The sequence below is a fragment of the Pseudomonas sp. Irchel s3f10 genome (assembly GCF_900187515.1).
In the GTDB taxonomy this organism is placed as follows: domain Bacteria; phylum Pseudomonadota; class Gammaproteobacteria; order Pseudomonadales; family Pseudomonadaceae; genus Aquipseudomonas; species Aquipseudomonas tensinigenes.
On record NZ_FYDZ01000025.1, the window covers coordinates 16,064 to 30,253 of the forward strand.

14 protein-coding genes and 1 pseudogene are annotated in these 14,190 nt (G+C 59.5%); 11 read left to right on the forward strand and 4 right to left on the reverse strand.

Annotation, left to right across the window (positions count from 1 at the left end):
* Window positions 1-15: 15 nt before the first annotated feature.
* The 3 genes from CKW17_RS28915 to CKW17_RS28925 form a co-directional block, all read right to left on the reverse strand.
* Window positions 16-357: a type II toxin-antitoxin system RelE/ParE family toxin gene (locus CKW17_RS28915; protein ID WP_095123318.1), complete on the reverse strand. Its 342-nt coding sequence runs from the start codon at window positions 355-357 to the stop codon at window positions 16-18.
* Window positions 290-484 carry a stability determinant gene (locus CKW17_RS28920; protein ID WP_095123340.1) on the reverse strand — a complete coding sequence of 65 codons (195 nt, stop codon included), beginning with the start codon at window positions 482-484 and terminating at the stop codon, window positions 290-292. Before CKW17_RS28920 ends, CKW17_RS28915 begins: the two co-directional genes overlap by 68 nt.
* 255 nt (window positions 485-739) lie before the next feature.
* Window positions 740-1,687, reverse strand: a complete 948-nt coding sequence (locus CKW17_RS28925; RefSeq protein ID WP_095123320.1) for a transporter — start codon at window positions 1,685-1,687, stop codon at window positions 740-742.
* Between the two features lie 211 nt (window positions 1,688-1,898).
* Between CKW17_RS28925 and CKW17_RS28930 the strand changes: the two are divergent.
* From CKW17_RS28930 to CKW17_RS28980, 11 genes and pseudogenes are all read left to right on the forward strand, one after another.
* Window positions 1,899-2,980, forward strand: a pseudogene (locus CKW17_RS28930) (AraC family transcriptional regulator).
* 268 nt (window positions 2,981-3,248) lie between these two features.
* On the forward strand, window positions 3,249-4,136 hold the full coding sequence (locus CKW17_RS28935; RefSeq protein ID WP_095123322.1) for a Dyp-type peroxidase: 888 nt from the start codon (window positions 3,249-3,251) through the stop codon (window positions 4,134-4,136).
* A 23-nt stretch (window positions 4,137-4,159) separates the two neighbouring features.
* Window positions 4,160-5,128 carry a Gfo/Idh/MocA family protein gene (locus tag CKW17_RS28940; RefSeq protein ID WP_095123325.1) on the forward strand — a complete coding sequence of 323 codons (969 nt, stop codon included), beginning with the start codon at window positions 4,160-4,162 and terminating at the stop codon, window positions 5,126-5,128.
* Window positions 5,129-5,338: 210 nt separating this feature from the next.
* Window positions 5,339-6,106, forward strand: a complete 768-nt coding sequence (locus tag CKW17_RS28945) for a GntR family transcriptional regulator (RefSeq protein ID WP_007918183.1) — start codon at window positions 5,339-5,341, stop codon at window positions 6,104-6,106.
* On the forward strand, window positions 6,103-7,833 hold the full coding sequence (locus CKW17_RS28950; protein WP_095123327.1) for a fumarate reductase/succinate dehydrogenase flavoprotein subunit: 1,731 nt from the start codon (window positions 6,103-6,105) through the stop codon (window positions 7,831-7,833). Before CKW17_RS28945 ends, CKW17_RS28950 begins: the two co-directional genes overlap by 4 nt.
* Window positions 7,834-7,861: 28 nt before the next feature.
* Window positions 7,862-8,107 (forward strand): ferredoxin family protein, encoded by a 246-nt coding sequence (locus tag CKW17_RS28955; RefSeq protein ID WP_003225615.1) that lies wholly within the window; start codon window positions 7,862-7,864, stop codon window positions 8,105-8,107.
* Window positions 8,108-8,318: 211 nt separating this feature from the next.
* Window positions 8,319-9,731: an ABC transporter substrate-binding protein gene (locus CKW17_RS28960; RefSeq protein ID WP_371850971.1), complete on the forward strand. Its 1,413-nt coding sequence runs from the start codon at window positions 8,319-8,321 to the stop codon at window positions 9,729-9,731.
* A gap of 449 nt (window positions 9,732-10,180) precedes the next feature.
* The gene (locus CKW17_RS28965; RefSeq protein WP_095123331.1) at window positions 10,181-10,963 is read left to right on the forward strand and encodes an ABC transporter permease; all 783 of its coding nucleotides are present in this window, start codon (window positions 10,181-10,183) and stop codon (window positions 10,961-10,963) included.
* Window positions 10,963-11,811 carry an ABC transporter ATP-binding protein gene (locus CKW17_RS28970; protein ID WP_095123333.1) on the forward strand — a complete coding sequence of 283 codons (849 nt, stop codon included), beginning with the start codon at window positions 10,963-10,965 and terminating at the stop codon, window positions 11,809-11,811. Before CKW17_RS28965 ends, CKW17_RS28970 begins: the two co-directional genes overlap by 1 nt.
* Entirely contained in the window at window positions 11,808-12,770 is a 963-nt protein-coding gene (locus CKW17_RS28975) for a HEAT repeat domain-containing protein (RefSeq protein WP_095123335.1), read from the forward strand. The genes CKW17_RS28970 and CKW17_RS28975 overlap by 4 nt, the downstream gene beginning before the upstream one ends.
* On the forward strand, window positions 12,767-13,045 hold the full coding sequence (locus CKW17_RS28980; RefSeq protein WP_095123337.1) for a DUF971 domain-containing protein: 279 nt from the start codon (window positions 12,767-12,769) through the stop codon (window positions 13,043-13,045). Before CKW17_RS28975 ends, CKW17_RS28980 begins: the two co-directional genes overlap by 4 nt.
* A gap of 122 nt (window positions 13,046-13,167) precedes the next feature.
* On the opposite strand, the gene CKW17_RS28985 is transcribed toward CKW17_RS28980, so the two are convergent.
* Entirely contained in the window at window positions 13,168-13,905 is a 738-nt protein-coding gene (locus CKW17_RS28985) for a TorF family putative porin (RefSeq protein ID WP_095123339.1), read from the reverse strand.
* Between the last annotated feature and the right edge of the window lie 285 nt (window positions 13,906-14,190).

Genomic DNA, 14,190 nt, shown 5'->3' on the forward strand with positions numbered 1-14,190 from the left:
GTTGGTCGCCCTTTTTTATGTTGATGAAGTTAAAGGGTATTTTTGCCGGGCGTGAAGCACCCTCAGTATTCTGATGCGCCCATTCACTCGATAGACCAGCAGATAGTTCGGATGAATCACCATCTCACGAGTACCAGGCACTCGGCCAGGTCGGTAACCGTAAGGTATTGATGAAAGCCGTTGTGCTGCCGCACCAACCTTGTGTCTTAGCGAAATTGAAGCGTTGGTGTTGTGTTGCTCGATGTATTTGAAGATGTCAGCCAGTTGACGCGAGGACTTGCTGCTCCATTCAAGCAGCAGAGCGGCGCTTCCTGCGCATCTCTTCCAGCATCTGGTCGAGCATCGCCATAGCCTCATCATGGGGAATACCAGGACTAGGATCATCGAGTGCAGCCTGTACCTCTGCACGAAACCAGCGATCGTAGCTCTCGGCCTCTTCTTCGGATTCGAAGTCAGAGTAAAACGGGGAAAGTAATATGCTCATAGTGATCTCCGTGATCAATCTCGGCAGTTTAAGGGGGGACATGGTCCATTGTCGTCACTGGCAGACGATGCACCCCATGAGCCCTTGAGCAACCATGGGATAACGGAGCCCAGTATCTGCAAGCGCACCCTTTAAATCTGCCAGACGTTTCCCCCTGTTGTCCGGTAATCTCGACCGTCGCTGTAGGCGTATTCCACCCATGCGTTTTTCAGGTTTTCAGGCTACAAATCCAGGTGCGCTTTCCTACAAATACACTCAGAACGCATAGGGAATACTCACCTTCGCCCACAACATTTCGCCTTCCGGGCGGTTCTCCACATCAAATTCCTTGGCCCAGCGAATCTCCGCACTGGCGTACTTGAGAAAGGTGAAGTGCAGCGCCGGGCCAATCGCGAACACCTTGCCGCGCACACCATCATCGACGTCCTGCCCGGCAAACTGCACGGTGTGGCCGAACTGTTTGTCGTCGGTGGTCTGCTTGAGGAAGTAGCCGTTGACGCCGAGCATCAGGTCGTCGGTGATCTTGTAGCTGGCCGAATAATCGAAGTGGAAGATCTGCCCGGACTTGTAGTCAGTGTCCTTGTTCTTCTCGTTGAAGCTGTAGGTGGTCTTCATCGAGACTTCGGTGCGTTCAGTCGGCAGCCAGGTGAACGAGAACAGCGGCTTGTAGGTGTAGAAATTGTTGCTGGTGTTGGCCAGTCGATCGACGCTGTATTCGCCGGTGGGCACGGTGATTTCCACGGCGGCGCCGAGGGTCAGGTTTTTGCCCATGTCCCACAGAATGATCGGCGCGAAGGTGGTATCGCCCATGCCTTCGCGGGTGTCGCTCAAGCCGAACACCGAGACTTCCTGCTTCAACCACGGCTGGGCGATGTACCCGGCCAGACGTCCGCCGAACACGCGCACCGGGCTTAAATAATCGAGGCGCGGAATCACGGCCGTGGATTCGATCTCGACATTCGGCACCTTGCCACCCAGCGAGCTGATGTTGAGCTTGGTCGATTTGTAATGGTTGTAGTAGAGGTTGAACGCGACCATGTTCTGCGGAAGGCTGTCGACTTCCAGCGGCAGCATGAAGAAACCGTCGGTGCCGGTGCCGATGTTGTCGACGCCGGCTTCGGTGGCCAGGGCGGGCAACGTCAGAGGGCAACCCGCGATGAAAAGGGCGAGCGGCAAGAAGGATGTTGCACGGTTCTGGCTCATGACTGTCCTCATTATTATTGTGATTGGGACCTGGTACCGGTCGCTCGGAGCGCCGGTACGCTAGAAATAAGCGTTTGGCGTACGTTGGGGCAGGGTATTGGCGGACACCGAGGGGGGCATCTGCGGACAGTTCGCGCACCCTGTGCTAACTTCCTTCGACATAACCGGTTACAAAAATAACAATCAAGCGTGATCCGGAATGTCAGCCCCCATGAACGTAAAAGTCCAAGACCCGACCTTCGAACTGGCGCTGGTCTCGCCATTTCTTTTGCAAACCCTCGCTGAAGTCGCACAGAACAAAGGCATCGATCCCCAGAGCCTGTGTCGTGGCCTGGGTTTCACCCTTGAGGATCTGCAGGATCCGGCGCAGCGGATTTCCTATCGCCAAGCCGTGGCGATGATTCAGCGCGCGCTCAAAGTGCTGCCCAATCAGGGGTTGGGATTGTGGGTCGGCGCGCAGAACGTACTCGGTACTTTGGGTCTGCTTGGGCATGTGTTGTCGCTGTGCAAGACCTTGCGTGATGCCTTTGCGCTAGGCATTCGTCATCAACACACCTCGGGCGGGATTGTGGTGTCCAGTGTTGATGTGGTCGACGGGCAGGTGCATCTCGATGCTGAATGCCGCTTGCCGTTCGCTGATGTACAGGTGTTTGCAGTCGAGGAGTTTTTTGCCAGTTTGCTGGTGTACGGCCGCGCGCTGGTGGGGGCCGAGTTCAAGGCGCTTGCCGTGGAATTCGTGCATGCCGCGCCGGATTATCTGAGCGAATACCAGCGTTTGCTCGGGCCGGAGGTGCGCTTCGGCTGTCTGCACAATCGCATGCTGATCGATGCGCAGTGGCTGGACGTGAATCTGCCCAATCATCATTCGCTGGCGCTGCGTCAGGCCGTTGCATTGCTGGAGCTGGAAGCGGCGCAAGTGCATCAGAAACTTGATTTGATTCAGGCTGTGGAACGGGCGATTGCGCGGATTTGAGTAGCGGCAGTCACATCGAAAAGATTGCTGGCGATTTGAATATGAGTAGCCGTACGTTGCGCCGGCGGCTGACCGAGCATGCGTTGACGTTTGAGGCTTTGTTGGAGCAGGTGAGGCAGGCGCGGACCCTGAGTTTGCTGGCCAATCCCGATATGCCGATCGAGCGGATTACCGAGGAAGTCGGCTACAGCGATGTGCGCAGTTTTCGCCGGGCGTTCAAGCGTTGGACGGGGCTGAGCCCTAGCGCCTGGCGTAATGACGCTAACCCTCACCCCAGCCCTCTCCCAGAGGGAGAGGGGGCCGACCGCGGTGTCTTGTGAGTTACATCGACCTGAAGAATTGTGTCGATTATGGACTTGAGAGATTGGGCCGACCGCAGTGTCTTTCGTCATACATCGACCTGAAAGATTTTTGTCGATTATGGATTCGGTACAGCACTTTCAAGTCGGCGTATCTCCACAGCATCCCCCAATCAGTTCCCTCTCCCCCCGGGAGAGGGCTAGGGTGAGGGGGCTTTTGACTCCCGCCAAACCCACACAAACCCTCCGGCCACAGGTAAACTCCCGCGCACTTTCCCAAGGAGTTCACATGAGTTACTACCAGCCGGGCATTCTCGCCACCCCAGTTCCTGCGCAAGCACGTCACCTGTTTTTCGCCCTTGAGTCGGTGGAAACCCTGCCGCAGGCGATCGACAACCTGATCAATCAGGTGGACGGCCAGTCGGCGGTGGTCGGTTTCGGCGAATCCCTGGCCAAAGCCCTTAACGTGCAGATCGACGGCCTGCGCAGCTTTCCGGCCATGACGGGTGTCGGCGTCGAGAACCCGTCGACCCAACACGCGCTGTGGGTCTGGCTGCACGGCGTCGACCGTGGTGACCTGCTCAACCGCTGCAACGCCCTCGAAGCTGCACTGGCCCCGGCCCTGCGCCTGGTAGAAATGCAGGAAGCCTTCCGCCACAAGGACGGCCACGATCTGACCGGCTATGAAGACGGCACCGAAAACCCGCACGACGAAGCCGCCATCGCCGCCGCTCTGCAAAGTGCAGGCACTGACGGTATGATCGGCGGCAGCTTCGCCGCGATCCAGCAGTGGCAGCACGACCTCAAGGGTTTCCACAAACTCTCGTCCGAGGACAAAGACAGCATCATGGGCCGTCGCCTCAGCGACAACGAAGAGATTGACGATGCGCCAATCTCCGCCCACGTCAAACGCACCGCGCAGGAAAGCTTCGCCCCGGAAGCGTTTGTCGTGCGCCGCTCGATGCCGTGGATCGAAGGTGATCGCGCCGGCCTGATGTTCCTCGCTTTCGGTTTCTCGCTGGATGCCTTCGAAGCGCAACTGCGCCGTATGAGCGGTCTGGAAGACGGCATCACCGACGGCCTGTATCGCATCAGCCGACCGATTACTGGCGGCTACTACTGGTGCCCGCCGCTGAAGGACGGTCACCTCGATTTGCGCGCTTTGCGCATTGGCTGATCTTGAAAAAAAGGGACTGAAAAATGAACGTGGTGCGCTGGGGTATGATCGGTTGCGGTGATGTCACTGAACGCAAGAGCGGGCCGGCCTTCTACAAGGTGCCCGGTTCGGCCTTGGTGGCGGTGATGGGCCGACGGCTTGAGGCGGTGACTGACTACGCCGCGCGCCATGGCATCACCCGGGTCTACACCGATGTCGATGCGCTGATCAACGATCCCGAGGTGGATGCGGTATACATCGCCACGCCACCCGACAGCCACCACGCCTACAGCCTGAAAGTCGCCGCGGCCGGTAAACATTGCTGTGTGGAAAAACCCATGGCGCTGAACGCCGGGCAAAGTCGCGAGATGCAACAGGCGTTTGCCGAGGCCGGTTTGCACCTGTTCGTTGCCTACTACCGTCGCTCATTGCCGCGTTTTGCGCAGGTGCGGCAATGGTTGGAGGAGGGACGCATTGGTGACGTGCGGCACTTGAGCTGGACGCTGACCAAAGCGCCATCGCCGGCAGATCTGGACGGTCGCGACAACTGGCGCACCGATCCGGCGGTAGCCGGTGGCGGGTACTTCGCTGATCTGGCCAGTCATGGCTTTGACCTGTTCCAGTATTTGCTTGGCGACATTGTCGACATCGCCGGTTTCACCGCGCGTCAGGCCGGGTTGTATGTTGCAGAAGACGCGGTCAGCGCCAGTTGGCGTTTCGCGTCAGGCGCGTTGGGCATGGGCTGCTGGAGCTTTGTCGCGGATCGACGTGAGGATCGGGTCGAGATCATCGGCAGCCTTGGGCGGATCAGTTTTTCGGTGTTTGATGAACATCCGGTGCAGTTGCAGGCCGATGAACACATCAGCCTGGAAATCCCCCATCACGAGCACATTCAGTGGCATCACGTGCTGGGCATGAATGCGCATATTCGTGGCGAATCACAACACCCCGCCGTCGCCGAACAAGCCCTCAAGACCGACTGGGTCATGGACCAGATCCTCAAACGCCAGTAGCACACAATTCCCCTGTAGGAGTGAGCCTGCTCGCGATAGCGGTGTGTCAGACAACACATCAATGACTGACCGACCGCTATCGCGAGCAGGCTCACTCCTACAAAAAGCGATCGTGTGAAGCATCTAAGGTTATGCCCATTCGGTATTTCTCAACCTCGTCATAACAACTCTAAGATCACGTCATAACTCGTTATAACAAGTGATCCCGTGATGACCGATAACGTTCTGTCCTTAAGCCCGCTCTCCTTATCAAGTGTCCCGCTGCACACCCAGCTGCGCGACGTCCTTCGTGCGCGGATCCTCGACGGCGAATACCCGCAAGACAGCCAGATGCCCTCCGAGAGCGAACTCGGTGCACTGTTCAAAGTCAGCCGCATCACCGTGCGCCAGGCGCTCGGCGATCTGCAAAAAGAAGGGCTGATCTTCAAGATCCACGGCAAAGGCACCTTCGTCGCCAAGCCGAAAACCTTTCAGAACGTCAGCAGCCTGCAAGGCCTTGCCGAGTCGATGACCGGGCGTGGCTATGAGGTGATCAACCGCCTGCGCAGCTTTAAATTCATCCCGGCTGACAAGCGCGTCGCCGAGCGTTTGCAAGTCGCCGAGGGCGAGATCGTCACGCAAATCAAACGTGTACGGCTGATCAACCGCGAGCCGATCTCGCTGGAAATCACCTACCTGCCCAAAGCCGTCGGCGAGCGCTTGGAGAAGGCCGATCTGGTCACCCGCGACATCTTCCTGATCCTTGAAAACGATTGCGGCATCGCCCTCGGCCACGCCGATCTGGCCATCGACGCGGTGCTCGCTGACAGCGACCTGACCCAGGCGCTGAACGTCGAGGCCGGCTCGCCGATCATGCGTATCGAGCGTCTGACGCACGACGCGCAAGGCCAGCCGCTGGACTTCGAACACCTTTACTATCGTGGCGATGCGTTCCAGTACCGCCTGCGTATCGACCGGCAAAAAGGGGAGCAGGCATGACCCGCAACGTGCTCGAACAGGAATACGACATCGTCGTCATCGGCGGCGGCACCGCAGGCCCGATGGCCGCGATCAAGGCCAAGGAAAAGAACCGCGATCTGCGCGTGTTGCTGGTCGACAAGGCCAACGTCAAACGCAGCGGCGCGATCAGCATGGGCATGGACGGCCTGAACAACGCGATCATTCCCGGCCACTCGACGCCTGAGCAGTACACCAAGGAAATCACCATCGCCAACGACGGCATCGTCAATCAGGCCGCCGTTTATGCCTACGCAACGCACAGCTTTGAAACCATCGAACAGCTCGACCGCTGGGGCGTGAAGTTCGAGAAGGACGAAACCGGCGATTACGCGGTGAAAAAAGTCCACCACATGGGCGCCTACGTGCTGCCGATGCCGGAAGGGCACGACATCAAAAAAGTCCTCTATCGCCAGTTGAAACGTGCGCGGGTGAGCATCACCAATCGCCTCGTCTGCACGCGGTTGCTGACCGACGCGGAGGGCACCGTCAACGGTGTGATGGGCTTCGATTGCCGCACCGCTGACTTCCATGTGATCAAAGCCAAAGCGGTGATTCTCGCCTGTGGCGCGGCCGGGCGCCTTGGGCTGCCGTCCTCGGGTTATTTGATGGGCACCTACGAAAACCCGACCAATGCCGGCGACGGCTACGCGATGGCCTATCACGCCGGCGCCGAACTGGCCAACCTCGAATGCTTCCAGATCAACCCGCTGATCAAGGATTACAACGGCCCGGCCTGCGCCTACGTCACCGGCCCGCTGGGTGGCTACACCGCCAATAACAAGGGCGAACGCTTCATCGAGTGCGACTACTGGAGCGGGCAGATGATGTGGGAGTTCCACCAGGAACTGGAGAGCGGCAACGGCCCGGTGTTCCTCAAGCTCGATCACTTGGCCGAGGAAACCATCCAGAACATCGAGGAAATCCTGCACAGCAACGAGCGGCCGAGTCGCGGTCAGTTTCACGCCAATCGTGGCACCGACTACCGCACGCAGATGGTCGAAATGCACATCTCCGAAATCGGTTTTTGCAGCGGCCACTCGGCGTCTGGCGTGTGGGTCAATGAACGCGCCGAGACCTCGGTGAAAGGCTTGTACTCGGCGGGTGACATGGCCGCCGTGCCGCACAATTACATGCTCGGTGCCTTCACCTACGGCTGGTTCGCCGGGCATAACGCCGCAGATTTTGTCGCCGGCCGCGAGTTTTCTGCGCTGGATAACGAGCAGATCGAGAAGGAGAAGGCCCGGGTCTACGCCCCGCTGGATCGCGAACACGGTCTGCCGCCGGCCCAGGTCGAGTACAAGCTGCGGCGCTTCGTCAACGATTACCTGCAACCGCCGAAAGTCACCAAGAAGATGCAGATCGGCCTGCAACGCTTCAGCGACATCGAGCGCGATCTCGAGCAGATGAAGGCCAACAACGCCCACGAACTGATGCGCGCGATGGAAACCAGCGTGATTCGCGACTGTGCCGAAATGGCCGCGCGCGCCTCGTTGTTCCGCGCCGAAAGCCGCTGGGGCTTGTACCACTATCGCGTCGATCACCCACAGCGCAACGACAGTGAATGGTTCTGCCATTGCCATTTGAAGAAGGGCGATGACGGCCAGATGACCAGTTTCAAGAAAGCCGTCGAGCCTTACATCATCCCGCTCGATGCTGAAGAAATGCAGGCTTACGACCGTTTGCGGGTCGGTGCATTCGCCGCTTGATACATCAATAAATCAAAGAGTCCGAACCATGGCCTATCAAGCTCAGGAAATCTTCTTCCGCTCCAACGCGCCCGTCACCGTGGACGAGGACAAATGCATCGCTGAAAAGGGCTGCACCGTGTGTGTCGACGTTTGCCCGATGGATTTGCTGGCGATCAACCCGGCGACGCAGAAGGCCTATATGGCGTTCGACGAATGCTGGTACTGCATGCCGTGCGAGAAGGACTGCCCGACCGGTGCCGTCAAAGTCGACATTCCCTATCTCCTGCGTTGAAACGCTTTCCCCTGTAGGAGTGAGCCTGCTCGCGATAGCGGTGTGTCAGTCAGCACATCAACATCTGGAAAACCGCTATCGCGAGCAGGCTCACTCCTAGATTTGGAACTGTGACAACCCAAAGCCATCCGGTGAACCCCGGACGCTGGAATAACCGAAAACCCCTCGTTTCCCACCGCGCCCTGATCGCGGCGGAGACGAACTCAAATAAATGATTCGAGGGGAAACAACCATGTTGCGTGCAGCAATCGCCGGTCTGGTACTGGCTTCGTTCACCTTGTCGGCCTCAGCCGAAACCATCCGCATTGCCATCGGCACCCAGGACACCACCATCAACTGCGCCGCCGGCGGCTTGTTGATTCGTGAGCTCGGTCTGCTCGACAAATATTTGCCCCACGACGGCGCCTACAAAGACGCCAAATACGACGTGCAGTGGAAGAACTTCACCAGCGGCGCACCGCTGACCAACGAGATGGTCGCCGGCAAACTCGACTTCGGCGCCATGGCCGATTTTCCCGGTGCGTTCAACGGTGTCGCGTTTGAAACCGCCGGCAAGCACAGCCTGTTTATCAGCGTGTTGTCGGGGAGCATCAAGGGCAGCGGCAACGGCATCGTCGTGCCGAGTGCATCCGGGGTGCAGGCGCTCAGCGAACTCAAAGGCAAGACGATTTCCGTGCCGTTCGCCTCCACGGCCCACGGCATGTTGCTGCGCGCGGTAGCGGCGCAGGGCTGGGATCCGCTCAAGGACGTCAACATCATTGCCCAGCCGCCGGAAGTCGCCGGCTCCGCGTTGCAGGCCGGCAAGATCGACGCCCACGCCGATTTCGTGCCGTTCGCCGAGCTGTTCCCGAGCCGGGGTTTCGCCCGCAAGATTTATGACGGCGCTCAGGCCAATGCGCCGACGTTCCATGGTGCGCTGGTGGATCAGGCGTATGCGAAGAAGTACCCGGAAGTCATCGTCGCGTACTTGCGCGCCAGCATCGAGGCCAATCAACTGCTCGCCGCCGAGCCTGAGAAGTACAGCGAGCTGATCGCCAAAGTCACTGGCGTCGATGCCGAGGTGAATTACCTGTTCCACGGCCCGCTCGGCGTGCAGACCCGCGACCTGAGCTGGAAGCCGGAATATCGTCAGGCGGTTGGTACGGCCATCGATACGTTGAAGCTGTTGAAGAAGGCTGATCGTGGGCTCGATCTGAATACGTTTATTGACGATCAATACATCCGGGCGGCGTTCAAGGCGTCGAACCTGGATTACACGGCGCAGTTGGCCAACTACGCGCAGACACCGTTGAAGGCTACCGGTAAAGCGATCACTGACTTTAGCCACGTTGCAGAAATCTGGGTGCGCGGTGAGAGCAAGGTGCGGCAGTACGCGTCTGCGGAAGAGGCGTTCGCTGCACTGGCCGCGTTGAAGCAGGAAGGCAAAACCATTCGCGCGGTGTATGCGCAGGCCAGTGACAGCGGGATCAAGTTGCTCGCGGAGCAGGCGTGGTTTGCCAGTGATGCGAAGGGACGGTTAAGTGCGTTTTTGCTTAAGGGGCAGGCTCAGCAATATGCCTCAGCGCAGGGTGGCAAGGTTTTCGATTTCAGCGATGCCACTACCCAGGCTGTTGCTGCTCGCTGATTGAAGATCAAAAGCCCCTCACCCTAGCCCTCTCCCGGGGGGAGAGGGGACTGACCGCGGTGATTGGGCGAGGTACGCCGACCTGAAATACCGAGTCGAACTCAGGTTCTGAAAAGCATGAAGATCGGCTCCCTTTCCCCCTTGCACCCCAGAGGGAGAGGGGACTGACCGAGGTGATTGGGCGAGGTACGCCGACCTGAAATACCGAGCCGAACTCAGGTTTTGAAAAGCACGAATATCGGCTCCCTTTCCCTCTTGCACCCCAGAGGGAGAGGGGACTGACCGAGGTGATTGGGCGAGGTACGCCGACCTGAAATACCGAGCCGAACTCAGGTTTTGAAAAGCATGAAGATCGGCTCCCTTTCCCCCTCGCCCCCTTGGGGGAGAGGGCTGGGGTGAGGGGGGTAAATCTCAGCCACAACACAGCTCCACAACCGGAAACCCGATCCATGAAATCACCCACCCTACGCTGGACATCAAGAGCCACATCCTTGCTGCTCTGCCTGCTGTTCTGGCAACTCGCCGCCAGCCACCACTGGAACCTCGGCCTCGTCACCTTCGCCAACGTGCCGACACCTATCGCGGTGATCGAAGCGGCGCTCGGTTTGGGCGATTCTGGCAAGTTGCTCCAGCACCTCACCGCCAGCCTCAGCCGCGTCTTCGCCGGTTACCTCGCTGCACTAGTCATCGGCATCGCCCTCGGTCTGGCCATCGGCCGCTCGAAATGGGCCGAAGACCTGCTGCTGCCCCCACTGGAAGTCCTGCGCCCGATCCCCGCCGTGGCATGGATTCCATTGGCCATCCTGATGTTTCCATCGTCCGAACTGTCGATGGTCTTCATCACCTTCACCGGCGCGCTGTTCCCGATCCTGCTCAACACCGTGCACGGCGTCGAAGGCGTCGACCCGCGCCTGATCGCCTCGGCGAAAAGCCTCGGGGCAGGGCGCCGCGCAATCCTGCTCGAAGTGATCCTGCCCGGCGCCGCCCCCAGCATCATCACGGGTCTTGCGATCGGCATGGGCACATCTTGGTTCTGTCTGGTCACGGCGGAAATGATCTCCGGCCAGTTCGGCATCGGTTACTACACCTGGGAGTCCTACACCATTCAGAACTACGCCGACATCGTCGTCGGCATGTTGCTGATCGGCGTGTTGGGCATGGGCAGCAGTCTGCTGATCAAACGCCTCGGCGGGTTGTTCACGCCTTGGCATCGACCGCGAGGAAAAGCCTGATGAGCGTGATGCAAACCCCTGAGGGGCGGATCGACATTCGCCAACTGTCCATCGTTCTCGGCGCAGGGCGGGAAGCGTTCGAAGCGGTGCGCGAACTCGATTGCCAGATCGAACCGGGCCAGTTCGTCTGTATTCTCGGCCCGTCCGGTTGCGGTAAATCGACCTTGCTCGGTGCGTTGGCCGGGCATCTGCAGGCGCACGCCGGTAGCCTGAAAGTCGATGGCGCGGCGGTGTCCGGCCCGTCACCGCAGCGCGGCATGGTGTTCCAGCATCACACGCTGTTTCCCTGGCGCACGGTGCGCGACAACGTGGCTTTTGGCCTGAAGATGCGCGGCATCGGCAAGGCCGAACGTCATCGCACCGCCGACGAAATCCTCAAGCTGGTCGGCCTCGAAGGCTTTGCCGAACGCTGGCCCGATCAGCTGTCCGGCGGTATGCAGCAACGCGTTGAGATCGCCCGAGTGCTGGTCAATCGGCCACGGCTTTTGCTGATGGACGAGCCGTTCGGCGCGCTGGATGCGCTCACCCGTTTGAACATGCAGGAACTGCTGCTGGACATCTGGACACGCATCCGCACCACGGTGGTGTTCGTCACTCACGATATCGACGAGGCGCTGTTCCTCGCCGATCGCCTGCTGGTGATGAGCGCGCGGCCGGGGCGAATCATCGAAGACTTGCGCCTGGATTTCGCCCGGCCACGCACCAGCGAACTGGTCACCAGCCCCGAGTTCTCGCGCCTCAAGCGCCACTGCCTGGACCTGCTGCGCCACGACGATGACCGACCGCTGCCGCGCCTCAATCCGCTCGGCCTGCCTCCCGAAAACCCTTTGCCGCGATTTGCCCTATGACCTCTATTTTTGCTGTGACCGATAACCAAGACATTCTCGATCTGCAACCGCGCCTGACTGCTGAAGATGCTGGCGTGCGGCGTATTGCGCTGATTGATCTGGCCGATCTCGAAGAGCCCGATGGCTTGCTCTGGCTGGTCGATCGCCTCGGCCAGGATCCTGCCGAAGACGTCCGCGCTGAAGCCGCGCGTTTGCTGGAGGCCTGGGAGGATGAAGACGTTGTGCAAGCCTTGTGCGAGGCGCTGACCGACCCATCGCCCGCTGTGCAATCTGCCGCTGCGCAGAGCTTGAGTCTGCTCAAGACTGAAGCGGCGGGGCGGGTGATTCTGCCGTGGACCGATCACGCCGACGTCAGTGTGCGTATCGCCGCGTTTCGCGCCTTGCGCGAGTTGCGTTTCGCCGACGCGGCTCCTTCAGCCGTCGCGGCATTGAACGATGCCGACGCCAATGTCCGTCGCGAAGCCGTCGGTGTGCTCGGCTGGCTCAAGCAGCTCGACGCGTTACCGGCGTTAGCAAGATTGGCCAGTGACGATCCCGATACCGAAGTTCGCCGCGCCGCCACCGGTGCATTGGGCCTGGCCTCCGGCGCCGAAGTATTGCCAGCCCTGCGCTTGGCCCTGCAGGACAATGCCTGGCAAGTGCGCGAAGAAGCCGCAACGACACTGGGCAAAGTCGGCCACCGCGACGCGGGCCCGGCGCTAGTCGAAGCCTTGAGCGACGATTACTGGCAAGTGCGCCTGCGCGCCACTCGCAGCCTCGGTCGGCTGCGTTTCGCTCCAGCGCTGGACGCGTTGATCGAGACCCTCGGCCATCGCATCAGCAACCTGCGCAAAGAGGCCGCGCTGGCCTTGGGTGAATTGAATGATCGTGGTGCTGTGGCGGCATTACAGGCCGCCAAGGACGACGGCGACCCGGAAGTGCGCAAAGCCGTGCGCATCGCCTTGAGTCAGTTGCAATGAACCCGCTGTCGGTGGGTAACTCACAAAGCGAGCAAACCCTTCGGCTGACTTGGCCTGACGGGCACGAACAACAACTCAACCACGCCGAGCTGCGCCGCCAGTGCCCGTGCTCGCAATGCCGCGCGTTTCGCCTCAAAGGCCTGACGCCCATGGTCGATGACCGCGTACGCCTGATCGAACTCAACCCCCAGGGCTACGGTGTGCAACTGGTGTTCAGCGACGGCCACCAGCGCGGCATTTACCCGTGGGCCTATCTGGCAAACCTCAATTCCTGATACACCACAATCCCCCTGTAGGAGTGAGCCTGCTCGCGATAGCGGTGTGTCATTCAACAATGATGTTGGCTGATCCACCGCTATCGCGAGCAGGCTCACTCCTACAGGGGGATTTCAGTAGGTCAGAAAGATTTGCTGACGCTGGCCACGACTGTGGCGGTGCAGACGTCTTTGAAACCCCAGTTGCTCAGGCACTGGCTCTGCGACAGGTTAGTGTCGATGTAGCTAAGGCCCAGCACCACGCCGGCCAGATTGTGGGTGACTTTGACTTCCCATTCGCGATAACTGTCCTCAGCCTGCCCGGACGCCGAATACAAATGCGGATCCTTGAAATCCATATTGCCGTAACGCAGCTTCAAGCCTGAATCGTACGGCAATTCAGTTTCATAACTGATGTAGGTATAGAGCGAACTCTGCTGGCTATCGATCCCCGGTGCATCGCTGGAGTAATACGCCGCCAGTTTCACCCCATAAACCCCGAGAATCCCGTAAACCTCGCTCTGGTTGAACTGGCTTTCCTTGGGGTAGGCGTACTTGATGTAACCCAGATCGAGACTGACATCCTCGGTCGCCTGCCACAGCCAACCGCCGTAGTAATCGACTTCCTGACGGGTTTTCAGACCACCGCCGAAATCGACGTTGGAACTCCACGCACCGAGGTACAGACCGCTGCTGTGGGCGAGGGTCAGGCCGGCTTGTACGGCGGGGTCATTTTGCGTTTGCGAGATGCCGCGGGTGCGGTAATCGCTGGTGAGGGTCAGGTCTACCTCCAGCGCAAAGTCATCGTTCAAGGGGATCGCTTGGCTGCTCAACGGCAGCAGACTGAAAAAACTCAGGGCGAACAAGGGCAAGGCTTTCATGTGAAGTCCCGATGTTGTGATTATTTTTGGGCAGAAAGAGAACTGCGGGGGGATTCGATTTCGACCACCCTCACAGACCCTGTGGGAGCGAGCCTGCTCGCGAAAGCGCTGGTTCATTCAGCATTGATGGCGACTGATACGCCGCCTTCGCGAGCAGGCTCGCTTGTATGGTAGGACTTGAAGGGAGGAGGAGGGACAAGGCTCGATTCTGACTGTTGACGCAGTACAGACCGTGGGAGATTTCGCCCCTCCTCCTTTCACCCAAGCGCCGATAAAGAATGCATC

Excerpts from the sequence above, each read along its gene's own strand:
- CKW17_RS28915 (WP_095123318.1), bottom strand. The coding sequence starts at position 357 with ATGAGGCTATGGCGATGCTCGACCAGATGCTGGAAGAGATGCGCAGGA.
- CKW17_RS28960 (WP_371850971.1), top strand. The coding sequence starts at position 8,319 with ATGATTCGAGGGGAAACAACCATGTTGCGTGCAGCAATCGCCGGTCTG.
- CKW17_RS28925 (WP_095123320.1), bottom strand. The coding sequence starts at position 1,687 with ATGAGCCAGAACCGTGCAACATCCTTCTTGCCGCTCGCCCTTTTCATC.
- CKW17_RS28980 (WP_095123337.1), top strand. The coding sequence starts at position 12,767 with ATGAACCCGCTGTCGGTGGGTAACTCACAAAGCGAGCAAACCCTTCGG.
- CKW17_RS28970 (WP_095123333.1), top strand. The coding sequence starts at position 10,963 with ATGAGCGTGATGCAAACCCCTGAGGGGCGGATCGACATTCGCCAACTG.
- CKW17_RS28955 (WP_003225615.1), top strand. The coding sequence starts at position 7,862 with ATGGCCTATCAAGCTCAGGAAATCTTCTTCCGCTCCAACGCGCCCGTC.
- CKW17_RS28935 (WP_095123322.1), top strand. The coding sequence starts at position 3,249 with ATGAGTTACTACCAGCCGGGCATTCTCGCCACCCCAGTTCCTGCGCAA.
- CKW17_RS28965 (WP_095123331.1), top strand. The coding sequence starts at position 10,181 with ATGAAATCACCCACCCTACGCTGGACATCAAGAGCCACATCCTTGCTG.
- CKW17_RS28975 (WP_095123335.1), top strand. The coding sequence starts at position 11,808 with ATGACCTCTATTTTTGCTGTGACCGATAACCAAGACATTCTCGATCTG.
- CKW17_RS28950 (WP_095123327.1), top strand. The coding sequence starts at position 6,103 with ATGACCCGCAACGTGCTCGAACAGGAATACGACATCGTCGTCATCGGC.
- CKW17_RS28945 (WP_007918183.1), top strand. The coding sequence starts at position 5,339 with ATGACCGATAACGTTCTGTCCTTAAGCCCGCTCTCCTTATCAAGTGTC.
- CKW17_RS28920 (WP_095123340.1), bottom strand. The coding sequence starts at position 484 with ATGAGCATATTACTTTCCCCGTTTTACTCTGACTTCGAATCCGAAGAA.
- CKW17_RS28985 (WP_095123339.1), bottom strand. The coding sequence starts at position 13,905 with ATGAAAGCCTTGCCCTTGTTCGCCCTGAGTTTTTTCAGTCTGCTGCCG.
- CKW17_RS28940 (WP_095123325.1), top strand. The coding sequence starts at position 4,160 with ATGAACGTGGTGCGCTGGGGTATGATCGGTTGCGGTGATGTCACTGAA.